Annotated in this window: 23 protein-coding genes; 17 read left to right on the top strand and 6 right to left on the bottom strand. The window is 45.6% G+C overall.

Going from position 1 to position 24,452, the window contains the following annotated elements; translation table 11 throughout:
- Positions 1 to 34: 34 nt before the first annotated feature.
- Positions 35 to 712, bottom strand: a complete 678-nt coding sequence (locus FFM73_RS06995; RefSeq protein WP_137631065.1) for a CPBP family intramembrane glutamic endopeptidase — start codon at positions 710 to 712, stop codon at positions 35 to 37.
- Positions 713 to 735: 23 nt separating this feature from the next.
- Positions 736 to 1,110 carry a VOC family protein gene (locus FFM73_RS06990; protein WP_137631064.1) on the bottom strand — a complete coding sequence of 125 codons (375 nt, stop codon included), beginning with the start codon at positions 1,108 to 1,110 and terminating at the stop codon, positions 736 to 738.
- Between the two features lie 366 nt (positions 1,111 to 1,476).
- On the opposite strand from FFM73_RS06990, the gene FFM73_RS06985 reads away from it, so the two are divergent.
- Both FFM73_RS06985 and FFM73_RS06980 read left to right on the top strand, forming a co-directional pair.
- Positions 1,477 to 3,024: an ABC-F family ATP-binding cassette domain-containing protein gene (locus FFM73_RS06985; protein ID WP_137631063.1), complete on the top strand. Its 1,548-nt coding sequence runs from the start codon at positions 1,477 to 1,479 to the stop codon at positions 3,022 to 3,024.
- 88 nt (positions 3,025 to 3,112) lie between these two features.
- Positions 3,113 to 3,712, top strand: a complete 600-nt coding sequence (locus FFM73_RS06980; protein ID WP_137631062.1) for a L,D-transpeptidase — start codon at positions 3,113 to 3,115, stop codon at positions 3,710 to 3,712.
- 82 nt (positions 3,713 to 3,794) lie between these two features.
- On the opposite strand, the gene FFM73_RS06975 is transcribed toward FFM73_RS06980, so the two are convergent.
- Positions 3,795 to 4,706 carry a proline-specific peptidase family protein gene (locus FFM73_RS06975; RefSeq protein ID WP_054653740.1) on the bottom strand — a complete coding sequence of 304 codons (912 nt, stop codon included), beginning with the start codon at positions 4,704 to 4,706 and terminating at the stop codon, positions 3,795 to 3,797.
- A gap of 50 nt (positions 4,707 to 4,756) precedes the next feature.
- The gene (locus tag FFM73_RS06970) at positions 4,757 to 7,165 is read right to left on the bottom strand and encodes a Xaa-Pro dipeptidyl-peptidase (RefSeq protein WP_137631061.1); all 2,409 of its coding nucleotides are present in this window, start codon (positions 7,163 to 7,165) and stop codon (positions 4,757 to 4,759) included.
- Between the two features lie 144 nt (positions 7,166 to 7,309).
- On the opposite strand from FFM73_RS06970, the gene FFM73_RS06965 reads away from it, so the two are divergent.
- Complete coding sequence (locus FFM73_RS06965) at positions 7,310 to 8,455, top strand: cation:proton antiporter (protein WP_137631060.1); 1,146 nt, start codon at positions 7,310 to 7,312, stop codon at positions 8,453 to 8,455.
- Between the two features lie 78 nt (positions 8,456 to 8,533).
- Here FFM73_RS06965 and FFM73_RS06960 read toward each other — a convergent pair whose 3' ends face one another.
- Complete coding sequence (locus tag FFM73_RS06960; protein ID WP_137631059.1) at positions 8,534 to 9,943, bottom strand: amino acid permease; 1,410 nt, start codon at positions 9,941 to 9,943, stop codon at positions 8,534 to 8,536.
- A 217-nt stretch (positions 9,944 to 10,160) separates the two neighbouring features.
- On the opposite strand from FFM73_RS06960, the gene FFM73_RS06955 reads away from it, so the two are divergent.
- The 9 genes from FFM73_RS06955 to FFM73_RS06915 all read left to right on the top strand — a co-directional run bounded on the left by FFM73_RS06955 (position 10,161) and on the right by FFM73_RS06915 (position 16,716).
- Positions 10,161 to 10,586, top strand: coding sequence for a bis(5'-nucleosyl)-tetraphosphatase (locus FFM73_RS06955; protein ID WP_137631058.1), 426 nt, complete (start codon positions 10,161 to 10,163; stop codon positions 10,584 to 10,586).
- 11 nt (positions 10,587 to 10,597) lie between these two features.
- Positions 10,598 to 11,161, top strand: coding sequence for a nucleoside/nucleotide kinase family protein (locus FFM73_RS06950; protein ID WP_137631057.1), 564 nt, complete (start codon positions 10,598 to 10,600; stop codon positions 11,159 to 11,161).
- Between the two features lie 103 nt (positions 11,162 to 11,264).
- The gene (locus FFM73_RS06945; protein ID WP_137631056.1) at positions 11,265 to 11,702 is read left to right on the top strand and encodes a Fur family transcriptional regulator; all 438 of its coding nucleotides are present in this window, start codon (positions 11,265 to 11,267) and stop codon (positions 11,700 to 11,702) included.
- A gap of 105 nt (positions 11,703 to 11,807) precedes the next feature.
- The gene (locus FFM73_RS06940) at positions 11,808 to 12,362 is read left to right on the top strand and encodes a hypothetical protein (RefSeq protein ID WP_137631055.1); all 555 of its coding nucleotides are present in this window, start codon (positions 11,808 to 11,810) and stop codon (positions 12,360 to 12,362) included.
- Between the two features lie 14 nt (positions 12,363 to 12,376).
- A complete protein-coding gene (locus tag FFM73_RS06935) occupies positions 12,377 to 13,324 on the top strand; it encodes a DUF6681 family protein (RefSeq protein ID WP_137631054.1) in 948 nt (315 codons plus the stop codon).
- Between the two features lie 498 nt (positions 13,325 to 13,822).
- Positions 13,823 to 14,563: an amino acid ABC transporter ATP-binding protein gene (locus tag FFM73_RS06930; RefSeq protein ID WP_137631053.1), complete on the top strand. Its 741-nt coding sequence runs from the start codon at positions 13,823 to 13,825 to the stop codon at positions 14,561 to 14,563.
- Positions 14,564 to 14,581: 18 nt separating this feature from the next.
- On the top strand, positions 14,582 to 15,415 hold the full coding sequence (locus tag FFM73_RS06925; protein ID WP_137631052.1) for a transporter substrate-binding domain-containing protein: 834 nt from the start codon (positions 14,582 to 14,584) through the stop codon (positions 15,413 to 15,415).
- Entirely contained in the window at positions 15,412 to 16,050 is a 639-nt protein-coding gene (locus FFM73_RS06920; protein ID WP_137631051.1) for an amino acid ABC transporter permease, read from the top strand. Before FFM73_RS06925 ends, FFM73_RS06920 begins: the two co-directional genes overlap by 4 nt.
- Positions 16,051 to 16,062: 12 nt before the next feature.
- A complete protein-coding gene (locus FFM73_RS06915; protein ID WP_137631050.1) occupies positions 16,063 to 16,716 on the top strand; it encodes an amino acid ABC transporter permease in 654 nt (217 codons plus the stop codon).
- Positions 16,717 to 16,800: 84 nt separating this feature from the next.
- Here FFM73_RS06915 and hflX read toward each other — a convergent pair whose 3' ends face one another.
- A complete protein-coding gene (hflX, locus tag FFM73_RS06910; RefSeq protein WP_137631049.1) occupies positions 16,801 to 18,078 on the bottom strand; it encodes a GTPase HflX in 1,278 nt (425 codons plus the stop codon).
- Positions 18,079 to 18,449: 371 nt separating this feature from the next.
- Here hflX and FFM73_RS06905 point away from each other — a divergent pair, with 371 nt between their 5' ends.
- The 5 genes from FFM73_RS06905 to FFM73_RS06885 all read left to right on the top strand — a co-directional run bounded on the left by FFM73_RS06905 (position 18,450) and on the right by FFM73_RS06885 (position 24,245).
- A complete protein-coding gene (locus tag FFM73_RS06905; RefSeq protein WP_137631048.1) occupies positions 18,450 to 20,081 on the top strand; it encodes a peptide ABC transporter substrate-binding protein in 1,632 nt (543 codons plus the stop codon).
- A 123-nt stretch (positions 20,082 to 20,204) separates the two neighbouring features.
- Positions 20,205 to 21,134 carry an oligopeptide ABC transporter permease gene (gene opp3b, locus FFM73_RS06900; RefSeq protein WP_137631047.1) on the top strand — a complete coding sequence of 310 codons (930 nt, stop codon included), beginning with the start codon at positions 20,205 to 20,207 and terminating at the stop codon, positions 21,132 to 21,134.
- Positions 21,135 to 21,149: 15 nt separating this feature from the next.
- Complete coding sequence (locus FFM73_RS06895; protein ID WP_137631046.1) at positions 21,150 to 22,172, top strand: ABC transporter permease; 1,023 nt, start codon at positions 21,150 to 21,152, stop codon at positions 22,170 to 22,172.
- A 13-nt stretch (positions 22,173 to 22,185) separates the two neighbouring features.
- Positions 22,186 to 23,283, top strand: a complete 1,098-nt coding sequence (locus FFM73_RS06890; RefSeq protein WP_137631045.1) for an ABC transporter ATP-binding protein — start codon at positions 22,186 to 22,188, stop codon at positions 23,281 to 23,283.
- Positions 23,283 to 24,245, top strand: a complete 963-nt coding sequence (locus FFM73_RS06885; protein WP_137631044.1) for an ABC transporter ATP-binding protein — start codon at positions 23,283 to 23,285, stop codon at positions 24,243 to 24,245. The genes FFM73_RS06890 and FFM73_RS06885 overlap by 1 nt, the downstream gene beginning before the upstream one ends.
- Positions 24,246 to 24,452 lie beyond the last annotated feature (207 nt).

The raw sequence follows: 24,452 nt of genomic DNA, 5'->3' as shown, positions 1-24,452 counted from the left end.
GTAATATAGAAACAAGAATATACATTTTTTCACGTTAGAGGACTGCCCACAGATTGTTTACAAAATGCAGTATGATGCTGTATCTGATATCTTTGAAGTACAGATAGGCACCGGCTAACACCCAACCCAATGACGCATAAAACAGGGTAGTTACAGAAAACGTCATCGTGTGCAGGTAGCCAAAAATCAATCCGCTGACAAAAACGCCAAAAACGTTGCTCCACGGCGAGTTTTTTGAAAAGAAGAAATTGAAAAAGAAGCCCCGAAACAGGTATTCTTCAAAAACCGGTGCGATCACCACGCCATAAACTGTATTCCAAAAGGGCAGTTGCTGAATCTGACCGTCAAGCGCCGATTGGTTAGTCGGCATGGGTAACAGGTGGTGGCTAATGAGCTGTGACCAAGCAATTTGAACGGCTAACATCAGTACAAAGGTCAGTAATAGTTGGCCAAGTCGATGACGGTTAAAGGGCTGATGACCAAATTGGCGTGGATTATGGCGCTTTAATTGCCGGTTGTACAGCCAGGTATACAGGACTAAAATGGCAGCCACCATGATCAGCATGGCACCGATGAAGCGGTTGGCCAGTCCTACGTTTTTACTGGCGTACTTGGTGGCAAATTCTAGCAGTATTGAATTTGAGAGGTATGCAATCAGTAAGAGAATAAAGCCACCAATGCGCAGGCCTTGGCGTCTGATATAGGTCATCATTTTAGCACCTCGATTGCAAACGTTTAATAGGTAATGATTTTGATGAGATTATGATCTGGATCACGCACCCACAGTGCTGTGGCAGTCCCTTTAGCACCTTCATAGGGGGTGGGACCGTTGTCAATTTCCACGGCATAGTTAGTAAGGTGCGAGAGGGTGTTTTCCAGTGGATCGTGCGTTTCTAAAGCAATTTCAGCACTCCCAGGTATGACCACGTGAGCAGCAATTTTGGCACCATCATCCTTAGTCCGAAATTCCAGACGGTGATGACCCAGTCTCAGGCTGGGATGTTTAGCATCCTTAATAATCGGCAGGTCAAACACTTCGTGATAAAAACGGACGGAATGGTTGATGTCAGTGACGGTTAGTGTCAGACTATCAATATCTTTAATATTCAAGTTTGTCATCCTTTATTTGATTATTTTACGGCAATTAATTATACCACAGAGAGGAAACTGGCCAGTTGGTCTGCAGCAGATAATCGACAATTTTGACAACGGATTGGATATACTGTAAGCGTGACCAATTAATTCACAAGGCAATTAAACAAATTCTAAACGATGTTTTAGAAACCCCGATATTAGCTTGTTTTCTTGCTATTAAAAATATTTCGTGATAGTGTAAAGTGTTGTGAAAAAATGAAAATAAATGTAAATTTAGCCTTTTATGGCGGTTTAAATGATGGTGTCCCGGCAAGCTGAAAGTCCCTTAGATAGACTTAATAATTTGTCCGGGCACCCTTTTCAAGGAGGTATATTACAAAAATGTCTTTACTAGAAGTTGAAGACCTCAGTATGGCTTTTGCAGACAAACGACTGTACGATGACGCGAGTTTTCAACTAAACAAGGGTGAACACATGGGAATCGTTGGTCAAAACGGGGTTGGTAAATCAACCCTGATCAAAGTTCTGACCGGTGATGAACTGCCATTGTCCGGTTCCGTTAAGTGGCAACGCGGCGTTCACGTGGGTTACTTGGATCAATACGCTGATATTCCAGAAGGGATGACGCTGATTGAATTCTTGCATACCGCGTTTCAAGATCTGTACGATAAAAATGACCGCATGACGCAGCTGTATACGGACTACGCCGAAACGGCGGATGATAAATTACTGGAACGGGCCGGCCGAATTCAAGAAGAGCTGGAAGCTAATAACTTTTATGATATCGAAACTGAAATCGAACGTATCATTACGGGTCTTGGTCTAGATGATATTGGCCGCGACCATGAAGTGGCGCAAATGTCAGGCGGGCAGCGGTCTAAAATTATTTTGGCTAAGCTGCTGCTGCAAAATCCAGATGTAATTTTACTGGATGAACCGACCAACTACTTGGATGTAGCCCACATTGCTTGGTTAGTGGACTATTTGAATAATTTTGATGGTGCAGCGATGGTCATTTCCCATGATTATGATTTCCTGGAAAAAGTCACCAACTGTATTATTAACGTGGCCTTTGGTAAAATTACGAAATACCGTGGGAGCTTTAAGTCAGCCATGAGGCAACGGACTGAACGTGAAGAAGCCCAGCGTAAAGAATACGAAAAACAACAGGTTAAGATCGAAAAAACCGAAAAGTTCATTGCCAAGTTTAAGGCTGGGACCCGGTCCAAACAGGCTAAGTCCCGTGAGAAACAGCTTTCGCATATGGACTTGGTCGATCCGCCTTCGAGTAACATTCAGGCGACCTTCAACTTTCCGTATGAAGATACCGGTTCGCAAAACGCCTTAGTGGTGGATCATCTTTCGGTGGGCTATAACCGGCCACTGTTAAAGCCGGTCACCTTTTCCGTGAATACCGATGAAAAGGTTGGTTTTGAAGGCTTTAACGGGGTTGGTAAATCAACGCTGATTAAGACGATTTTAGGTCTGATCAAATCTAAGGGCGGTACGGCTGAATTTTCGCCATCGGCTAAGGTTAGCTATTTCAGTCAAGATCTGGAATGGGAAAACGACCAGGAAACGCCACTGAAGATTATTCAGGCTAAGTATGAAAAGTTACCGCAAAAAGCCATCCGGACGAAGTTAGCTAGGTGCGGCCTAGACGCTGCCAATGCGATGAAGCCCATTGGTCAGCTTTCTGGTGGTGAACAGACCAAGGTCAAGTTAGCCATGATGGAATTTGAACCCAGCAACTTCTTGATCTTAGACGAACCAACGAACCATTTGGACGAAGAGACTAAGGAAGCCTTAAAGGACGCGATCAATAAGTTCCCTGGTAATGCCATTGTCGTTAGTCATGAGGTCAGTTTCTACGATGGTTTAGCGGATAAAGTTTTGAACGTTGAGAAACTAAGTCTTAAGAATCAGTAATAATATCTCTAGTTAAATAAAATGTTATCTTTTTGAAACATTTGCATGCTACAATAGTAACTATTAAGTCATGTTTGGGGATAGGTTTATGAAGCGGGTTTTGCAAATAGTTGCTGTCATTATTGCTATTGCGGTATTGGGCGTCACGGCCGATCATTTAATGACACCGAATGCCAGTGACCACGCAGCAACACAAACGACTAAAAAAGTAAGTACCAAAAAGCCAGCTGTTAAAAAGGCGGCACCAGTTCAGATCAATTGGCGCAAGCCTTCTGAGAGCCAGCCGTACCCTCAATGGAATCAGCTGAAGAAGCCTTGGATTCACGTTTCGGTGAGTCAGCAGCGGGTCTTCATTATGGATGGCAGCAAGACGGTTTATACCATGTACGCCTCGACTGGCATCAATAATTCAACGCCACGTGGAACCTTCCACATTCAAGAGGAACGGGGCAAGTTCTTCTATAATGCCGAGTCCAAAGAAGGCGCGAAAGATTGGGTGTCCTTTAAGGATCATGGCACGTACTTGTTCCATACAGTGCCCACCGATCAATACGGCAACTTTAACGTTAAAGAAGCCAATACGCTGGGACGAACAGCACACTCACATGGCTGTGTGAGATTAGCGGTTCCGGATGCGCAGTGGTTTTACAATAACGTTACTTATGGCACCAAAGTTGTGATTGATTAATTAATAAATGTTACTAAAAAGGCGTCGAACTTCAGTTGAGTTCGACGCCTTTTCGTGTAGTCATTTGATTAGAGATTAATCATTAGTCGTTAAAATTGTTGCTTTCAACGTCTCGGATAAAGGTTGCCAGATGATCGTAATAAACGGGTGCGTTATCGATCATGTGATGGTGGCCACCGCCAGGAGTGGTTACTAAGCGGGCATGAGGAATCTCAGTGGCCATCCGTTTAGCGGTCGAGATCGGCATGGTTTCATGTTCACCAAAGGTCAGCAAGGTTGGCACTTTGATTTCCTTTAGATGAGATTCAAATTGCCATTCCTTTAACTTACCAGTGATGACGAATTCGTTGTCACCCTGGAAAGCACCGTAAACTGGCCGGGACATGGTTGGAATCAAGTGAGAAATGGCAGCTGGCTTTTTACGGTCAACGTAGCCGTCATTTAAGACATCCACATATTTTTGGTATTGTGGATCATCGTAATTGTTAGCGGCTTCTTGCTTCTTCATGTAAGCCACGGCATCAGCAGGCAGGGCTTCTTCTCTGACCTGGTTGATGTGCGTCACGTATTCGTCGATGTTATCCACCATTGAAGAAATGATGGCACCTTTCAAATGCTGACCGTACTTGGCAGCATACATTTGCACCAGCGCGCCACCCCATGATTGGCCGATCAGATAGAAATGATCCAAGCCTAACTTTTGACGGACTTCTTCAACTTCGCCTAAGAAATAGTCGTAAGTCAGGTATTTTTTAGCAATTTCAGGATCACTGTAATCTGGTTGGTCGGAGTACCAAGAACCCAGTTGGTCATACATATGAACCTGAACGTTGAGACCCTGTTTTTTCAGTTGTTGGGCGGTGTCTTCCCAGTATTCATGGTTGCCACCGGGGCCACCGTGTAATGCCAGCAGATGAATATCGCCTTCACCTTGGGTATTGGTCCACAGATGGTAGCCGTTATCTAGCGTAATGATCGTGGTGCCTTGTTTCATGAAAATTACCTCATTTCAAATTGGAGTTATCTATCATAATATCACGAAGTCTATAAGTGGGGAAGTTCTAGCCAGCTATTCGCTAACGATAAGGTATAGCTGATCTGCTGGTTACCGCGGATGGTCATGCCAAAGTCAGTGGCGTAAACGATCAGTGCCAGTTGGTGGCCGGCTGCCAAATGATAATGAGTCGGCTGCAGTTCCAGCGTGATGGGGTAGGTCACGCCTGGTTTAATGGCGTCGACTTGTGTTAATGAAGTCCGATTTTGCAGGTTCATGTGGGCTTTAGAAATTAATTGATACGGCGTGGCCTTTTTCGCTAATTGAAATTCACGTAAGTTTTCTTTTCGATAGTGGTAGCCCAGCACCATGGCTTGGTTGGCTAAAGTAGTGGGTAATGGATTCAGCCGTTTGAAGCTGCCGAGATCAACTAATTCCGCACTGATGAGCCCAATTGGCTGGTTGGAAGCCACACTCAAATGCAGTTTGGCACAGCCGTCGATTACCAGCGTGTCAGTTTGAGCAGGTGCTTGGAAGATCTGCCGGTGACCAGCCAGTGGTGACTGGAATTTGACTAAGTCTTGCTGCCACTGAGCGTTGTTTTTGGCGTATTGCTGGAAGGTCGCGTCATCTAAGTGATCATTGAACTGAACTGTTTCTTGACTAGTAGCTTCAGTGGAAAGCCCCTTAGTTGTCAGGTTATAGTGGGCGGTTGGGTTAGAAGCAGCGCCCCAATCGGGATAGGCCTGCCAAGATTCGGCCTGAGTGTTACTTTGAATCAAAACGTCAGGTAAGAGTTTTTCAGCGTGGTTATCCAGATCGTAAAGTTCGTGTGACAGCCAGAGATTGACCATGTCGGTAAAGTCCAGCGAACGGAAATTGTTAATGTAGATGTGCGGTCCTTGATGCAAAATGAGCTTATGGCTGATCGGTAAACCACTGATTGCTCGCCACAGCTTTTCAGCATTGCGTGGTTTGACGTTCCAGTCATTGAGACCATGCACGATCATGACGTCCGCTTTAATGTTTTTAGCGTTCTTGCGGTAATTTCGTGCATCCCAAAAATCGTTGTAGTTACCGGTACCACGATCTTGACCAGCCTTGATGGCAGCTAATTGCCGCTGCCATTTTTGCTCTACACGGCTGTAATCACCGGCTTGCTGCTGGCGGGAGAAGGTTTCTTCAGCCAGCACGTCAGCGTCTTCACCTGGGAAGCCGCCGGGGGCAATCACTAAGCCGTTTTCCCGGTAGTAATCGTACCAGCTGGAAATGCCGGCTTCACAAATAATAGTTTTGAGCCCATCCACGCCAGTAGTAGCTGCAGCGGTGGCTAGTGTGCCCAGATATGATCTGCCGGTCATGGCCACGTGGTGATTGGACCAGCTAGCAGCAATGGCAATGTTAGCGGTGCGATTAGTGAAAGCCGTCCGCTTACCGTTTAGCCATTCAATGATGGCCGTCGTGGAAGTCGTTTCTTCGGGGTCACCCGTAGTCCTTAAACCATCGGATTCCTTGGTGCCGACGCCGGCAGCGTAGACTACGGCAAAACCGCGCGCCAGAAAATAGTCATTGAGGCTGTAATCAAACGAGTTGCCAAAACTTTCGTCTGCCTGATCAGTATGACCATTGATGACACGTGGGTCGGGCAACTGAACGGGCTGGTCTTGAGCGTCACTGAGTGTATTAGCCGTGACCGTTTTTTCAGTTAATGGAACATTAACGTTGTGCGTCAAGGCATCACCGGCAGCATCGTTGGTACCCTGATTATACGGTGAAGCGGTATACAGTACAGGCACCGGTTGTTGATTAGATTCAGCTGGTCGTGTAATTTCAACTTTTAACAGGTCTAATAAACCGTCGTGGTCACTGTCCTGAGAGGATTCAACGTAGACTACTTCATGAATCAGCTGCGTGGTATCAAAGACTGGCTGAGCCTTGCCGTTGAAGAACAGCGGCTGGGGTAATTTGACGCTGGTCTGTAACCGGTGATAATAACCGCGGCTGGCCAGCTGATCTAGAAAAGTCTGACCAGTGGTGGTGTGGGTAATCAGCAGCTGGTACCAAGCATGCAGCAGGTCTGAATTGTTCAAACTGTCATGGTTGAACTTGGGTAGATTAACACTGGTAGCCATTTTTTCTGGGGCGTCCAGTTGAAAGTCTTGGCCTGCTTCGAAGCCTAATAATTGTAAATATAGATTGAGAATATGTAACGGCTGAATATCAGCGCTAATTTCGGTTAACGACCGGGCATCCAGTCGTTTGGCTGCCAATAAGTTAGCCAGTTTACTATCAGCAGCTTCCGTACTGGTGACCTCCGGAAAACTCTGCTGCAGCAGCCGGTGTAAGAACCGGTGCGGCGTCAGCTGTAAATCGGCTTGACTGATAAAATGGATAGCGAGTAATTCCTTCTTTTCATCAGCTAAGTTCATCGGTGCAATGGCGAATTGATTGAGCTTCATTGAATAATAGCCTCCTACGGTTGAGTAATGGCTTCATTATAACGCAAGGTGGTTCCCGTAAGCCGAGCTGATAGCCAGAAACGTTTTCGTCATGATACACTAGAAGTAAATTGTTACAGGACATAAATAGAAGGGAACGGTTATTTGAATTATATCGGCGGAATTGCCCTGATCTTATTTGCCACCACCATTGCAGGCGCTCTTAGCCAGCGCATCGGGATTCCCAGTGTGATTGGCCAGTTGCTAGTGGGGATTGTGCTGGGGCCTGCTTTACTGAACTGGATCAGGCCCAGTGAGCTATTATCTGCTGGAGCTGAAATCGGCGTGATTATTTTGATGTTTATGGCAGGGCTGGAAAGTGATCTGAAACTGCTCAAAAAGTACTTCAAACCAGCAATCAGTGTGGCCACGCTGGGTGTGATCTTGCCCATGGTCTGCTTTTATATTTACGGGGTGCTCATGCATCAAAGCTTTGAACGGGCGATTTTCTGGGGTGTCGTTTTTGCAGCCACCTCGGTATCAATTTCGGTGGAAGTTTTGCGTGAGTTCGGTAAATTAAATACTAAGGAAGGGGCGACCATCCTTGGTGCTGCCGTGGTCGACGACATTATGGCGGTACTGATCTTAAGTATCTTTGTCAGTATGTTTTCCAGCGGTAATGGGAGTGGACCTAATCTAGCGTTAAGCATTGCGGAACAGCTCGCTTATTTTGTAATGGTCTACGTAGTGATTCGCTGGATTGCACCATTTTTGATTCGGCTGTTTGAACAGTTGCCAGTGCCGCAAGCTGTTCCAATCATGTCATTGATTATTTGTCTAGGAATGGCTTATCTAGCTGATCTGACGGGGTTAAGCGCTGTAATTGGCGCGTTTTTTGCGGGGATCGCGGTGGCTCAGACCCACGCCAAAGAAGAGGTTGAAACGAATATTAGCCCCATCGGCTACGCTTTCTTCGTGCCCATCTTTTTTGTTAGCGTCGGGCTGGAAATGCGTTTTGATCATTTCTGGAGCAACCTGTTGTTGATCATTGGGATGACCATCGTAGCGGTGTTATCTAAACTGATCGGTGGCGGCTTAGGTGCCCGACTGCTGGGATTCAGCTTTAATAGCGCCTACGTGGTGGGGGCCGGCATGGTCTCCCGTGGTGAAATGGCACTGATTATCGCTCAAATTGGCTATCAGGCTAAATTGTTAGCACCAGAACTCTATTCCGAACTGATCGTGGTCATCATTTTAAGTACGGTGATCGCACCGCTGTTACTGAAACATGCCATTGCCCGGTTGGAATAGCGGGTAGATTTGGACGCAAAAAGCCGCAGTAATCTATTGAGACTACTGTGGCTTTTTGAAGTTAAAAATTAAAGTCAATTATTTATCAGCATTTTCCGGTTGATTTAACCGGCTATGGTGCATCCCATAACTAAAGTAGAGGATCAAGCCCAGTAAGAACCAGATACTAGAAGCAATCCAGGTTTCAGCCTGCAGCTGGGTCAGCATGAACATGCATAAGAAGCCTGAAACGATTGGTAGCACTGGATACCAGGGAACTTGAAAGCCATGGCTGTTTTCAATTTCCTTGTTGTGCCGAAGGGGAATGATTCCAAAGGAAACAAACAGGAAGGCAATTAAGGTCCCAATGTTGACTAGGTTGGTCAGTTGATCCAGTGGCACGAAGCCACCCATGATTGCAATGATCACGGTAATGGTCCGTAGACTGTTGATTGGGTTACCATGAGCATCGATTTTACCCAAGAACTTAGGTAGCAGACCATCGCGGCCAATGGAATAGATCAGCCGTGATGAACTGTAGATCATTGTGACCATCATCGTAAACATCCCGGCTAAAGCACCTAGCGAGATGATCCCGGCAGCCCAGTTTTGGTGAACGACTTGCAGGGCGAAGGACACCGGATCGGCCACGTTGAGTTTCGTGTAGCTGATCATCCCGGTCAACACGATGGCAACTAACACATAGAGCAGCGTGGCAATGATCAAGGTGCCGATGATGCCAATTGGCATATTGCGTTTAGCGTTTTTGACTTCCGCTGCTGAAGAAGAAACGGCGTCAAAACCAAGGTAGGCGAAGAAGACCGCTGAAGAACCGGCTAACACCCCGTGAACCCCAAAGGGCATGAACGGATGCCAGTTACCGGGTTTTATAAAGAACGTCCCAACGACCACAAACAGTAAAATAATGGCAATTTTAACAAAAACAATGATGTTGTTTAGCCGAACGGAAGTTTTCATCCCGTGAGCTAACAGTGACGAAATAACTAACACGATGATGATGGCAATCCAGTTACCGTAGGAATCGTGAGCAATATCTAACGGTCCCACGATGGCTGCCGGAACGTCAATTCCGAAACCTGACATGAAGGATTTAAAGTAAGCACCCCAAGCACTGGAAACGGCCGCGACGGCTAGCACGTATTCCAAGATCAACGCCCAGCCTAGAATCCAGCCGATGATTTCTCCGTAGACCAGGTTGCCATATGAATAGGCACTGCCGGCAACGGGTAGGGCGGAAGCAAATTCGGCGTAACACATGGCAGCGGTTGAGCAGACCACGGCTGCTAAAACAAAGGATAGAATAATACCGGGACCGGCTTTAGTCGCGGCAACGGTACCGGGAAGAATAAAGATCCCGGTCCCAATGACCGCACCAATTCCCAATGCAATCAAATCGACCGCGGACATGGTTTTGACAAATTTCTTGTCGGTTTCCAGATAGCGGTCGACCTTTTCTCGACGAAATAACCGTGAAACTAATGATGACATATTGGTTCCTCCAAAAATAAATAATTAAATATTGAAAAGAATTTTAAATCTATTCTAACCATGTTCACCTTTAAAAGCAATTCTAGCCAGTAAGACCAAATGGAATAATTCGCCATTTTTTGAAAATTTTAGCCAAAACGGGCTTTTCGTAGTTTGCTTGCACCCCTGATTAGGCTAAAATAAGGGGTATCAACATTTTCGGGAGGAATGAATAAAAATGACAACAGAAGTAGCTAGTGGCGCAGTGGTTTATCGGGTTCAAAAAGGTCAGCCAGAGTATCTGTTATTAAAGAGTGCGACCAGTGATTTTTGGGGCTTCCCTAAGGGTCATGTTGAAGGCGATGAGAAGCTGGATGGGACTGCGATCCGCGAAATTCGCGAAGAAACGCAGCTTCACGTGACCATCGATACCAACTATCATGATGAATTGAAGTATGAACTGCCCAATGGCAATCATAAGGAAGTTCATCTGTTTATCAGTGAAGTTCCAGCTGATGTTAAGGTGACTAAACAAGACATTGAAATCAGTGATTATGGCTGGTTTAATGAAACTGAAGCGGTTGACCGGTTAACGTATGATAATTTGAAACAGTTAATGAAGCGGGCACACCAGTATATCGTGGCTAAAATCGCAGCTAAATAATGGGGGAAAACATGAAACACGTCATTGTCATTACGGGTGCAACGGGAACCGGTAAAACAACGGTCAGTACCTACTTAAAAACTAAATATCAAATTCCACGGATCATTACCCACACGACTCGGCCCATGCGGCTCGGTGAAAAAGATGGCGTGGACTACTATTTTGAATCTGATGCCAGTTTCAGTAAGAATCATTATTTAGAATCAGTCACCTACGCGGGTTACCAGTACGGCTCATCGTATGAGGGATTGGAACGGGCCTTTGAAAAGTCAGACCTCGTCAGTATCGTGCTCGATACGAAGGGTGCTGAAACCTATGTCCGTGAATTAAAGCAGCAAGCCTTCATTCTGTTCTTGACGGTGGGAAAGTCGGTGATCTTACACGAACGGCTAAAGGACCGCGGTGACCAGTTAGAAATGATCCAGTCGCGGATCAAAAGTAAGGAATACAGCCGGGATCTCACCCTGCCTGAGGCTTTGAAGCAGATGGCCACGGTGATTCAAAATGACGATTGGAAGCAGACTCAGGATAAATTGGCGGCAATTGTAACGGCCTTAAAAACACCTTCTTTGTAAAACAGATGGACATATGTGTTATTGCGCATGTATTTGTGATACACTGGCTTAAGCGTAATCATTATTATTTAAAATGAAGTTGCTCTCAAAGAGGTGTCTAAACATGCAAACTGAACTTACACAGGCGTTATCAGAACTAAAAAAGAATCATTTGAAGGTCACTAAACAACGTAAAGCGCTGTTAGGCTGTTTACTTCAAAACCAAGATCACTACCATGACGTGACCCTCGTTGATGAGTACATGAGAAAACAGTTTCCGGGGATGAGTCATAATACGATCTACCGCAATATTAAGGAATTCGAAGAAGCTGGCATGGTGGAACAGCAGGTTCAAGGCGATCACGCACGGGTCAAATACCAGTGTGACTTCCGGCACCTGCACCACCATCACTTTATTTGTCAAAATTGCGGTAAAGTTACGGAACTAAAAGAATGCCCAATGGACGTTTTCGAGGCACAATTGCCAGGTTACGACATTGTCGGTCATCGAATTGAACTCTATGGGATTTGTCCGGATTGTCAGAAATTACTCGCAAAGTAATCTAGCTGTAAACAAACCTTATTTAATATTTAAGGTTTGTTTTGTTGTTTATTAATAATAATTTGAGATACTAATAGGATAAGTAATTCAAAGGAGGAATGAAGTATGGCATATCGCACACCACCATTTATTACCCCGTTTGCGATCGTTTCGATTGCAATTGCACTGGGTGCGACCAACGTGGTGGTTAACTCAGTCAGTCATTCTAAAGAAGGAAAACCAACGAGCGCCCAAATCGTTTCAAATAGTGCCATCTCAGGTTCTACTAAGCAATCATCTAATTCTGATAGCAAGTCTTCAAACAAAAAAGATTCCAGCAGCGACAGTTCCAAGAAAAAGGATTCCAGTTCACAGGACAGTCAAAGCAACGCAGATCAAAATAGTTCAAGTACGACTAGCAGCCCAGAAACGGGGACTAGTAATGCTAACCAAACCAGTACGCAGGCAAAGAAATCTGGCAGTCGGTCAACTGGCAACACTGATAATAATAACCGGAACACGACTGGTTCTAAATCGACTACGAGAACACCGCAATCCAATAATACCAACAACACTGCGAATACGAGCAATAATACGCAGACCAATAATACTTCGGGTGGTACCGGTGCTGCTGATACTACGGGCAACGCGAATAATGCCAACCAAACATCGGGACAATAAGGAGGGGACACCACTTGTTTAGTTTCTTAGATATGATCAACCACTACCTGGGATATGTAAACCTAAACGTTAAGCTGAAGAACCGGATCTACACCATTCTTGGCGTCTTTGGTGTTATCTACTTGCTGTACGTATCAGTTCGCTGGATTGGCAACGGGTTCGCGATGCGTGGCAGTTTGATCCTGTTAGTCGCCATTATTTTGGCCTATTTTTCAATCATGAATATTTTTTACTACTTCACTACTAAGAAGGCACCACTGGATATCTCGCCTAAAATTGAAAAAGTTCTGGGTAAGACACTTGGTGGCAGTCCCGAAGAAACTGAAGATGCCAAGCAATCGACCAGAGAACAGCGGGGCAACAGCCTTTTAAACGGGGCGAATATCCCAGCTAACGGCTATTTCGACAGTAAGAAGATCCTGCCTGGTAAAGTGGCAGTTGATTCAGAACAGAGCGAAAACATTTCCCAACTGGCTAATCAGCTGCAGCAAATGAAACTGATGACGCCTAACTACGGCGGACTGGGATCACGTGAACTGGCCCAGCAGATCACGCAAAATAAAAAGCCGGTCTATGCCATCGGCTTAGGGGTAAACATTCCCTACTTTGAGCTGAAGCAGGATGGTCAGCAAATGATCGTGTATGCCGGCATGAATCAAGCCCAAAAACAGCCAATGGGTAAAATTACCACGGTGGGACTGCAGCCGATTGCGGATGTCTACGATAAAGTGAAACTTTATCTGGCTAACGTGATCTTAGTTGGTGGGCCATACATGGTAATGGGACGCAATGAGCCCATTGAAAAGCAGGCACCATACACCATTCGGGTTCAATTAGCTTATGAACGAGACACTAAGACACACGCACCGCAGGCTAGTGAAAAAGCGGCGGCTCAGCCAAGTGCTGCTCGGTCCACGTTAACGACTAGAGAACCAGCCTCCAGAATGAAACGATATCACTAAAAGAATAGTTAGTTCAGCAAAACAGGTTGCCTAATTTAGGGAGCCTGTTTTTTGTTGGGCTTAAGCGGTTGATATGCTTTAAGCTCTAATGAAAATTTCATGGTTGTAAAGTGAATATTTTAAAATAAATGAATATTTTTCCGGCTCATGAAAAAATTATCGCGGTCAAATAAACCTGATTTAACAGTATTTTGGTTGCTGCACAAGCCGATGTGACGGACTTTAAGCGGTTGAGTGCTTTGACCAATGAGTGAATATGGTTTAATATTTATAGTGAGTTAAAATTAGAAGTGTATGAAATTAATCGAGACGTTTTAGTGTCGCGGACGTACATTTTTAACCAAGCGCAACTCAAGCGAACCTAATATCGAATGATTTTCAGCCGTCAAAGCGAGCAGGCTGTATGCCTCTGTCGGACCCATGCAGCTTGTTCGCTTATCTCGTTGTAGATTATTTTTAGGAATTAGTCGCTATTTTCATAAGGTGGAGGGGAAAAACATGTCAATGATTGAATTTCACAATGTTCAAAAGTATTACGGCGACTTTCATGCGCTGCATGATATCAACCTAACCATTGATGCTGGTGAAACCGTGGTGCTGATCGGCCCATCTGGTTCTGGTAAATCAACGCTGATTCGGACAGTTAACGGGTTGGAACGGATTCAGGAAGGTCAGCTGATTGTCAATGGTCAAGATCTAGCTAACCGGAAAACGGACATGAACCGGATTCGGAAGAACGTCGGGATGGTGTTTCAACATTTTAATCTCTATGCGAATAAAACTATTTTGGAAAATATTATGCTGGCACCGCGACTAGTTTTGAAACGGCCAGAAGAGGAAAATAAAAAGATTGCCATGGATATGCTGGATCGAGTTGGTCTAGCTGATCAAGCACCAAAGATGCCGGCACAGCTTTCTGGTGGGCAGCAGCAGCGTATTGCGATTGCCCGCTCACTAGCGATGCGGCCTAAAGCGCTGTTATTTGATGAACCAACCAGTGCCTTGGATCCGGAAATGATCGATGATGTGCTAAACGTTATGAAAGACATTGCTAGAGATTCTTCTATGACCATGCTGGTGGTAACCCACGAAATGGGGTTTGCGCGTGAAGTGGCTAACCGAGTTGTCTTCATGGCGGATGGTCATATTCTGGAAGATGACACGAAAGAGAAATTCTTTGATGGGCAGCCAAGTAACGAACGTGCCCGTCAGTTCTTAAGCAAGATTATCACTCATTAAAAGTCAGGAGATGTGAGCATGAAGAAGGTATTCCGATTGGTCAGCATTATCGTCTCTAGTCTTGCGTTACTGCTGGTACTGACCGCTTGCGGCTCAAAATCGCTGGCGAATCAAAACGTGATGACACGTGCTAAGCAGACTAATACGATTACTTGGGGTGTTAAAGCTGATACGAAATTGTTTGGCTTAATGGACGTTAAAAACGGACAGATCAAAGGATTTGAAGTTGATATGGCCAAAGCGCTCACCAAACAAATTTTAGGACCCAAAGGTAAAGCAGATTTCGTTCAGGTGACGAGTTCAACGCGGATGCCGTTACTTAGAAACGGTAATATCGATGCCATTATGGCAACGACGACGATTACACCGCAACGGGAAAAACAAGTTGATTTTTCACGGTCATACTTCGATGCCGGACAATCACTGCTGGTCAAAAAGGGCAGTCCCATTAAAAGTGTTAAAGATCTGAACAAAAACGGGGCCACAGTGATCGGTGTGGTTGGTTCTAATTCCGTTCAAAACATTGCTAAATTTGCACCCAAGGCCAAAGTGTTACAACTTTCGGATTACGCCCAAGCTGTGACGGCATTGAAATCCGGTCAAGGTGAAGCCTTAACCACTGATAACGGTATTTTAGGTGGGATGGCAGTTGAAAATCCAGGCTATGTACTAACTGGCGGTGCCTTTACTAAAGAGCCGTACGGAATCGCAATCAACAAGCACCAGCCCCAGTTTAAACGGAACCTTAATTCCGCGTTGACTCGGGTTGAACAGAGTGGCGAGTACAACCGCATTTTGAAAAAGTGGTTTGGTAACGTGCCTGGGATGAATGTGAAGGAGATGGAACGATGATAGCTATTTTTCATAACTATGGCGGTCTATTGCTCCAGGGATTTGGTCAGACGCTTTTGTGCAGTATTATTGCACTCCTCTTTAGTTTGATCATTGGATCGATGTTTGCTATTTTTGAAGTCACACCGGTCAAATCTCTCAGGGTAATCGCCCGAGTTTACATTGAAGTTTTTCGGAACATTCCATTGCTGGTTATTACGATGTTCTTTTACGTGGTGATTCCCATGTTTGTGACGAAGATCAGCGGGTTTGCTGCCGGGACGGTTGGTCTAACGATTTATACCTCAGCCTTTATCGCTGAAACGGTGCGTTCTGGGATCCAGTCAGTGGATCCTGGTCAAATGGAAGGTGCCCGTGCTAATGGGCTATCGTGGTGGCAAGCAATGCGCCACATTGTTCTACCACAGGCCTTTCGTTACGTGATTCCACCACTGGGTAACCAATTTATTAACCTAGTTAAAAATTCATCAGTCCTCGCCTTCGTGGCTGGGTTTGATTTGATGTATCAAGGTAACGTCATTGCTTCAGACTCGTTGAATACCATGACCACCTACGTTGTGATCGGTATTTTATACCTAATCATTACGTTACCGCTGAGTTACTGGATGCGTTATCTCGAAAAGAAGTTAGCCTAGGGGGGTGCAGTCATGAAAGACTTTATTAATGCTTATTCGTGGATCAACATTCATTACTTGCTTCAAGGCCTTTGGATCACGGTGGCTGTATCCGTGGTTTCCATCATCGGCAGCTACGTTTTAGGGTCTATTTTAGGAATTATCCGCTACGTGAATATTAAGATCGTTTCACCAGTCGTTGGTTTGATTATTGATATTATTCGTAACTTACCATTACTGCTGATCATCTTCTTTACTTACTTTGGCTTACCAAACTTAGGCTTTCGGCCCAGCAGTGTTTGGGCGACCATTATCGCTTTGACGGTGTTTGAATCCACGATGATCGCTGAAATTGTGCGGTCAGGGATCGCAGCCGTTGATCCTGGTCAAATGGAAGGTGCCCGAGCCAATGGGTTAACTTATGGTCAAGCCATGTACCATATTATTCTGCCACAGGCGATGAAAAAGATGATTCCGGCGCTGGTCAGTCAATTTATTTCACTGATCAAGGATACGTCTTTGGCAACGATCATTGTGCTGCCAGACCTGATGCATAACGCGCAGATTGTTTATGGTCAAAATTCAACCTACATTTTACCAATGTTCTTAATGATCGCGATTATGTACTTCATTGTCTGCTACGCCTTGTCGGTACTGTCACGTTCGCTGGAACGGCGGATGAGTTAGCGGTGCTGATTCTAATGTAAAAAATAGAAGTCAATTCTCCTTAAATTAGGAAAACTGACTTCTATTTTTTGGCTATTTGTACGCTTACTGTTCCAAAACGTATTTTTCAAATCGTTGATAATCAACGCTAGTGACTTCTGCTGTGATCTTTGTCCCGTTGGCGAGGTAGTCAGTGGATTTGACGCTGGCATGGTCGTTCAAATACGAAACGATGTCGCCCTTTTCAAATGGAATCAGGAAGGTAGCGGTCACGTAGTTCTTGAAGACCTTTTCTCGGATCACTTGAACCAGAAGGTCAATTGAAGCCGGATCCTTGGCGGAAACCACGATTTCATCCCCCGCTCGAGAAGGGTAGTCCTGATCCGTTAAATCAGCCTTGTTATAAACGGTGATCATGGGCAGATCAGGAACCCCAATTTCGGATAATGTCTGCTTAGTCGTAGACATCATATCGATCCGGTTGGGACTGGAATAGTCGACCACTTGGACTAACAGATCAGCGTTGGCAGCTTCATACAAAGTGGACTTGAACGCTTCAATTAAAGTGGTTGGTAACTGTGAGACAAATCCAACCGTATCACTGAGCAGCAACTTCTTAGCATCATCAAACTGCAACTGGCGAACACTAGTGTCCAAGGTGGCAAAAAGCATATTTTTCACCATGACTTGTTTGTCTTCGTTCATGCCGTAGCGTTTAACCAATTCGTTCATAATGGTTGATTTACCCGCGTTGGTATAACCAATTAGCGCCACGTTAGGCAACTGAATGCGTTCGCGTTGCTGCCGTTTGACCGCTGCGGATTTATCGACGTCCTTTAGTTCATGTCTGACATGGTTGATCTGTCGCTGAATCGTCCGGCGGTTTAATTCAACCTGCGCTTCACCGGCACCACGGTTGGTGAAGCCACCACCGGAGCTGGTACCCGTTTGTTGGTCCAGTCGTTGGTTCATGGCCGTATGCAAGCGCGGCATTTGATACTGTAATTTAGCCAATTGAACTTGCAGTTTCGCTTCACGGGATTGTGCCCGGTTAGCGAAGATGGCGAGGATCAAACCAGTTCGGTCCATCACTGGCACCTTGACGATCTTTTCCAAGTTTCTGATTTGGCTAGGGGTTAATTCATCGTTTGCAACGACGATTTCAGCCCCAGTATCGACGACAATGTCGCGGAGTTCTTCAACTTTACCAGTGCCAAAATAAGTTCCGGCAACTGGTTGACTGAGATTTTGTACGGTGGTTTCGACCACGTTCATGTTATTAGCTTCTGATAATGCTTTTAACTCTTCCATGGCATAATCAAAGTTATAGCGCCCTGTATTAAGGCCAATGTTGATGACCGGCACAAGTTCGCTGTTATCCATGTTGTCACCATCCTTAGTGTTTAGCCCCAGTATAACATACGTCTTACTAGATAGAACGAGGTGACGAGGGGGCCTAATTGATTTTACACAATTGTATTTAAATAAGTGGCAGTTTACAATTAAGAGCGGGTTTTATTCAGCTTTGCAAGGGGTAACGTGATATACAATAGTTTATAAAACGAAAAGATATTCTAATGAACGAAAATATATGCAAATTTTGTGACCAATAACCCCAAGTTTAGCTGAGTTAGATACTTAAGATGATAAAATCACATTGATTTTAATCCTTTTCTAATATACAATTTAATACAAGAATTCGTTCATACTTGTTATTAAACGTTTTTCCGGAAATCTGTGGGAGTGACATTATTATGAGGTTGAGTCGAATTTTAGCATTAAGCGCTGTTTCGGGTGCTTCGTTGCTATTATTAGCTGCTTGCGGTTCTCAAAATAAGCGGCATTTAGCGCGCAGCCAAACGCTGCACTGGGTGGAAAGTGCCGATCTGCCTACTATGGATCCTTCAAAATCCACGGATGTTGTCAGTGGCGGGGCGCTACATAACGTTGATGAAGGGCTGCTAAGAATTGGTCAGGGGTCTCAATTACGGCCCGGTGTCGCGAAAACGTACCAGGTCTCCAAGAATGGCAAAACCTGGACCTTTGATCTGCGGCACTCTAAATGGAGTAATGGCCGTCCGGTAACCGCCGCTGACTTTGTTTATGGCTGGCGTCGGACCGTTAAACCAAGTACCGCTTCGCAGTTTGCTTATCTCTATGATCACGTTAAAAACTACGACGCCATTCATAAAGGAAAACGAGCACCCACTCAATTAGGGGTCAAGGCTCATGGTCCGTATCAGTTAGTCGTGACGCTATCACGACCCCAGAGCTATTTTAAATACCTTGTAGCTGCCCAGGCCTTTTTACCGCAGAGTCGGCAGACCGTTGAAAGATACGGCACTAAATACGCTACTAACTCTAGTGATGCGGTGTACAACGGTCCGTTTAAGCTGACCGGCTGGCAGGGGACCAATGATAACTGGACGTTACAAAGGAATCGTCGGTATTGGAATGCGAAACAGACGAAACTTCGGGCAGTTAAGGTTCAGGTCATTAAAAATCAAGGCACTTGGCTCAGTCAGTATCAAAGTGGCAAGGTTGATGAACTGATGACCGATGGCACCCAGTACCGGCAGCTAAAAAAGTCGCCTGAAATGCATATCCGCAATTCAGCTTCCATGTTTTACCTGGAGTTTAACCAACGGCAAGGGTTCTTTAAGAATAACGTTGATGCGAGAAAGGCAGTTGCGCTAGCAATTGATCAACCGGCGTTAACGAAGAATATTTTGGCTGATGGGTCACAGGCACCGAAGGGTTTAGTTCCTACTCAACTAGCCAAAAGGGGTGGTACCGATTTCGCGGATGCCGCGTACGTTAAATCGGGGACTACCTATGATTTGCAGCAGGCACGGGTCCTTTGGAAAAAGGCGTTGCAACAGTCTGGCAGATCGCGGATCACGCTGAATATATTGGCAGATGATACACCAGTTGGTAAAAAGACGACCGAGTTTATTCAAAGCCAGCTGACCAAGTTGCCAGGGTTAAAAATTACCATCACCAACGTGCCGTTTAACGTGCGGCTATCCCGTTCCGCGACCGGTGCGTTCAACATGGTCGTGAGTGCTTGGATCGCCGACTTTCCTGATGCCATCTCGTTTAGTTCACTGTTCACTTCCCATAACGCGTATAATCGTGGTCATTGGCAGAATCAAGGCTATGATACGGATGTGCAGAATGCTGAGGGTAAGGATGCTAATGATCCTGACGCGCGCTGGAACGATTTAGTAAGTGCCGAGAAGATCCTGATGCAGCAGCAAGGCGTCGTGCCATTGTATCAACGCAGCCAAGCACAGATGCTCAAGCCTTACGTGCATGGTGTGCAGTACTTCCCAACGGGCGCGCAATGGGACTTCAGTCGGGCATATATTTCTGATCACCAATAAAGCTCACCGGATAAGTGAGTTAGTCGTGAGAACAAAGGATGACAAAACGTCATGCTTTGGTTTTACATATTTTTAAAAACCGTGTCATTATGTTAACTAGTAAGTAGAATGAGAGGTATCTTCATGGCGAAATATTTATTAAAGCGGATTTTTTATCTGCTGTTAACCTTATTCATCGTCATCACCGTAACGTTTTTTCTGATGAAATTACTGCCTGGGACACCGCTGCAAAACCAGCAAAAGTTATCACCCACAGAGCAGCATTTGATTTTAAAACAGTACGGTCTGACTAAGCCCGTTTGGCAGCAGTATTTGACTTACGTTGCCGGTGTGTTTCACGGTAACTTCGGGACGTCCTTCCAGTTCAGTGATCAGCCGGTTTCTTACTTGATCTCAAGTCGAATCGGACCGTCACTTCTGTTAGGGACGCAAGCAATGATTTTAGGTGTTATTCCTGGTATTCTAGTGGGTGCATTAGGTGCCATCAAGAAGAACACCTGGGTCGATACCAGTATGACGGTGATTTCAATTCTGGGAATTTCGATCCCCAGTTTCGTGCTGGCGGTCTTACTGCAATACTTTGTGGGACTGAAATTACAGTGGTTCCCAATTGCTGATTGGGGCGGGTTCGCCTACACCGTTTTGCCAACTATTGCGCTGGCCGCGTCGCCGTTTGCGGATACGGCGCGGTTCACGCGAACGGAAATGGTGGACGTGTTAAATTCCGATTACATTGAACTGGCCAGAGCCAAAGGATTAAGTAAGTGGGGCGTGATCTATCACCATGCCTTGCGAAATAGTTTAATTCCAGTTGTGACCATCATTGGACCACTGGCCGTTAATATTATGACTGGATCAATGGTTATTGAAAACATCTTCTCCATTCCAGGGATTGGGGAACAATTCGTTAAGTCAATCCTGACCAACGATTATCCAACCATCATGGCCGTGACCATCGTGTACAGTGTCATGTTAATGGTTGTGCTGCTGATTACCGATATTGTTTACGGCATTATTGACCCACGAATTCGAATTTCTGGTAAGAGTAATTAATTAGGAGGTAAAAAAATGGCTGACGAAGTGAAACTTCCTGCAGATAGTTTTGAACCTCTTGATAAGTCAAAACATCTCGACAGTGAAAAAATTGCAGCGCCTAATCTGACCTTTACGCAAGATGCCTGGCGCCGTTTAAAAAAGAATAAAAGTGCTATTATTGCGATGATCATCCTTGTGATCTTCTTTATTTTGGCGTTTGGTTCAGCGTTTATCTCACCGCATAATCCCAACGCAGTGAACCCGCAATTTGCGAACTTACCGCCTAAATGGCCCGGTGTTAACATCAATGGCGTTAACGGGACACTGGTTCAGGCAGGCAGTCGGGTCAATGCGTATCAAGCTGCTGGTGCCGGTGCTGGCGTGCATTACTGGTTAGGAACCGACTATCTTGGCCGAGATATGCTTTCTCGGATCCTCTTTGGGACCCGAATCTCGTTGACCGTTGCGGTGGTTGCCACGGCGGTAGATTTACTGATTGGTGTTAGTTTTGGTCTGTTTTCCGGCTGGAAGGGTGGCTGGATCGATAACTTCATGCAACGGGTCATTGAAATCATCATGTCGATTCCAACACTGGTTGTCGTTGTGCTGTTGATTTTGATTCTCAAACCCGGCATGATGTCGATTACTTTGGCAATTGCGTTTTCAAGCTGGACGACCATGGCCCGGCTGATACGAGCGCAGACCATGGAACTAAAGGAACAGGAGTACGTGCTGGCAGCACAGACGTTGGGTGAAAGTTCGATCAAAATCGCCTTCAAACACTTACTGCCTAACCTGTCCAGTATCATTATCATTCAAACGATGTTCACCATTCCCAGCGCAATCTTCTTTGAAGCCTTCCTATCCTTTGTCGGGATTGGGATCAGTGCGCCACAGGCTTCATTAGGGACGCTGTTAAATGATGGTCAGAAAAACTTTCAATTCTTACCTTATCAAATGTGGTATCCAGCGATTGTCCTGTCAGTGATTATGATCGCCTTTAACATTTTTGCTGATGGGCTGCGGGATGCCTTTGATCCGCAGACGAAAGAGTAGGTGAGGCTAAACTATGCAAAGTAAAGAAAACATTTTAGAGGTCAATCACCTCAAAATCAATTTCAGCACCTACGCGGGTACGGTCAAGGCGATTCGAGACGTGAGTTTTAATTTAAAAAAGGGTGAAACCTTAGCCATCGTTGGTGAATCTGGTTCTGGTAAGACGGTGACGACCCGGTCCATCATGGGATTGCTGGCGAATAACGCTGTGGTGACAGGCGGTAACGTTTTGTTTCACGGCAAAGACGTGCTGAAGATGTCACAAAAGGAATTGGAAGCCTTACGTGGGGCGAAAATTGCCCAGATCTTCCAAGACCCCATGACGTCGCTGGATCCCACTATGCGGATCGGCCGGCAGATTGCTGAGCCGCTGATGGTGCATCAAGGCGTTAAAAAGAGTAAAGCTATGGCACAGGCTTTGGAAATGATGAAGCTGGTCGGTATCACGGATGCAGAGAACCGCATCAACGACTATCCCCACCAATTTTCAGGCGGGATGCGGCAACGAATCGTGATCGCCATTGCGCTGATCAACTACCCGGAGATCCTGATTGCCGATGAACCGACGACTGCTTTGGATGTGACCATTCAAGCACAGATTCTGGATTTGATGCGTGAACTGCAGGATAAGATCTCAACTTCCATCATTTTCATTACCCATGATTTGGGCGTGGTTGCCGGTATGGCAGACCGCGTGGCTGTCATGTATGCGGGTAAAATTGTGGAATTTGGGACCGTGGATGAAATTTTCTATAATCCTAAGCACCCGTACACGTGGGGACTTTTAAGCTCAATGCCCACGCTAGATACTAACAGTGACGAACTGCCGTCTATTCCAGGGACGCCACCAGATCTGCTGGATCCGCCGAAGGGTGACGCTTTTGCGCCCCGAAACCCGTACGCGTTGAAGATCGATACGGAAAAGGAACCGCCATTCTTCAAGGTATCCGATACCCATTACGCGGCGACCTGGCTCTTGCATCCGGATGCACCAAAAGTCACGCCACCAGAACAAATTATTGAACGGCAAAAAAAGTTTGCTAAAATGCAGCAGCAATTAGAAAATAAGAAATTGCATCATAAAGTCGAGGAAACGGAGGAACAGCCATAATGGAACTGGATAACGCTAAAAAAGTGCTGGAAGTCAGTCATTTGAAACAGTACTTCAACATGGGCAAAAAAGACGAAGTCAAGGCTGTTGACGATATTTCCTTCGACATTTATGAAGGTGAAACCTTCGGGCTGGTTGGCGAATCCGGTTCGGGTAAGACCACTGCTGGTCGGGCAATCATTCATTTGTACACGCCAACTAGCGGGTCGATCAAGTTTAATGGACAAGAAATTGTTGGTCTGAAGGATCACAAAAAGATGAAGCAGTTTCGCCGGGATATGCAGATGATCTTTCAAGATCCATACGCCTCATTGAATCCGCGGATGAAGGTCAAAGACATTGTGGCTGAAGGTATCGATATTAATCATTTGGCGAAAAATGACGCTGACCGCAGTAAGCAAGTGGCAGACTTGCTGGCCACTGTTGGATTGAACCGCGACCATGCCAGCCGTTATCCCCATGAATTTTCCGGGGGGCAGCGGCAACGAATCGGGATTGCCCGAGCGTTAGCAGTTCAGCCGAAATTCATTATTGCTGACGAACCAATTTCGGCGTTGGACGTTTCGATTCAAGCGCAAGTGGTCAACCTGTTAAAGAAGCTGCAACGTGAGCGTAAATTAACGTTCTTGTTCATTGCTCATGATCTGTCGATGGTGAAGTATATTTCGGACCGCATCGGCGTGCTGCATTATGGCCGGATGCTGGAAGTTGGGACTTCGGATGAAGTTTATAATCACCCGTTGCATGACTATACTAGAAGCCTGCTGTCGGCGGTGCCGGTACCCGATCCAGAGTACGAGCGCACGCGGACGCAGATCAAGTATGATCCGAAGTACGAAGATGGCTCTAAGAAGCGTGAATTAGTTGAAATTGTCCCGCATCACTTTGTCCAGTGCAGTTCGGATGAGATTCCGATGTATCAGGAAAGAGCAAAAGCGATGGGGTTAAGTGTTAGAGCGTGAAAGAACACGGGTTGATTCCAGAGTATAAGGACACAAAAACAGGTTTCCCTGAACTGGGGGAAACCTGTTTTTGTGTCCTTATACGGCCGGAATCAGTGTTCTTGAACGCGTTTTCTACCAAAAGACAACCCTTTTATAAGATGGTTTAGGGAAATTAGGGCATACTTAAATAGACCTACTGATTTTAGCTTTTTTCGTGATAAAATA

The organism is Secundilactobacillus hailunensis (genome assembly GCF_005405185.1).
Lineage (GTDB): Bacteria > Bacillota > Bacilli > Lactobacillales > Lactobacillaceae > Secundilactobacillus > Secundilactobacillus hailunensis.
This window is presented reverse-complemented; position numbering and strand designations above follow the sequence as displayed.

Excerpts from the sequence above, each read along its gene's own strand:
- FFM73_RS06980 (WP_137631062.1), top strand. The coding sequence starts at position 3,113 with ATGAAGCGGGTTTTGCAAATAGTTGCTGTCATTATTGCTATTGCGGTA.
- opp3b (WP_137631047.1), top strand. The coding sequence starts at position 20,205 with ATGGCGAAATATTTATTAAAGCGGATTTTTTATCTGCTGTTAACCTTA.
- FFM73_RS06895 (WP_137631046.1), top strand. The coding sequence starts at position 21,150 with ATGGCTGACGAAGTGAAACTTCCTGCAGATAGTTTTGAACCTCTTGAT.
- FFM73_RS06920 (WP_137631051.1), top strand. The coding sequence starts at position 15,412 with ATGATAGCTATTTTTCATAACTATGGCGGTCTATTGCTCCAGGGATTT.
- FFM73_RS06955 (WP_137631058.1), top strand. The coding sequence starts at position 10,161 with ATGACAACAGAAGTAGCTAGTGGCGCAGTGGTTTATCGGGTTCAAAAA.
- FFM73_RS06915 (WP_137631050.1), top strand. The coding sequence starts at position 16,063 with ATGAAAGACTTTATTAATGCTTATTCGTGGATCAACATTCATTACTTG.
- FFM73_RS06890 (WP_137631045.1), top strand. The coding sequence starts at position 22,186 with ATGCAAAGTAAAGAAAACATTTTAGAGGTCAATCACCTCAAAATCAAT.
- FFM73_RS06945 (WP_137631056.1), top strand. The coding sequence starts at position 11,265 with ATGCAAACTGAACTTACACAGGCGTTATCAGAACTAAAAAAGAATCAT.
- FFM73_RS06975 (WP_054653740.1), bottom strand. The coding sequence starts at position 4,706 with ATGAAACAAGGCACCACGATCATTACGCTAGATAACGGCTACCATCTG.
- FFM73_RS06985 (WP_137631063.1), top strand. The coding sequence starts at position 1,477 with ATGTCTTTACTAGAAGTTGAAGACCTCAGTATGGCTTTTGCAGACAAA.
- FFM73_RS06925 (WP_137631052.1), top strand. The coding sequence starts at position 14,582 with ATGAAGAAGGTATTCCGATTGGTCAGCATTATCGTCTCTAGTCTTGCG.
- FFM73_RS06905 (WP_137631048.1), top strand. The coding sequence starts at position 18,450 with ATGAGGTTGAGTCGAATTTTAGCATTAAGCGCTGTTTCGGGTGCTTCG.
- FFM73_RS06930 (WP_137631053.1), top strand. The coding sequence starts at position 13,823 with ATGTCAATGATTGAATTTCACAATGTTCAAAAGTATTACGGCGACTTT.
- FFM73_RS06995 (WP_137631065.1), bottom strand. The coding sequence starts at position 712 with ATGATGACCTATATCAGACGCCAAGGCCTGCGCATTGGTGGCTTTATT.
- FFM73_RS06960 (WP_137631059.1), bottom strand. The coding sequence starts at position 9,943 with ATGTCATCATTAGTTTCACGGTTATTTCGTCGAGAAAAGGTCGACCGC.
- FFM73_RS06950 (WP_137631057.1), top strand. The coding sequence starts at position 10,598 with ATGAAACACGTCATTGTCATTACGGGTGCAACGGGAACCGGTAAAACA.
- FFM73_RS06970 (WP_137631061.1), bottom strand. The coding sequence starts at position 7,165 with ATGAAGCTCAATCAATTCGCCATTGCACCGATGAACTTAGCTGATGAA.
- hflX (WP_137631049.1), bottom strand. The coding sequence starts at position 18,078 with ATGGATAACAGCGAACTTGTGCCGGTCATCAACATTGGCCTTAATACA.
- FFM73_RS06940 (WP_137631055.1), top strand. The coding sequence starts at position 11,808 with ATGGCATATCGCACACCACCATTTATTACCCCGTTTGCGATCGTTTCG.
- FFM73_RS06885 (WP_137631044.1), top strand. The coding sequence starts at position 23,283 with ATGGAACTGGATAACGCTAAAAAAGTGCTGGAAGTCAGTCATTTGAAA.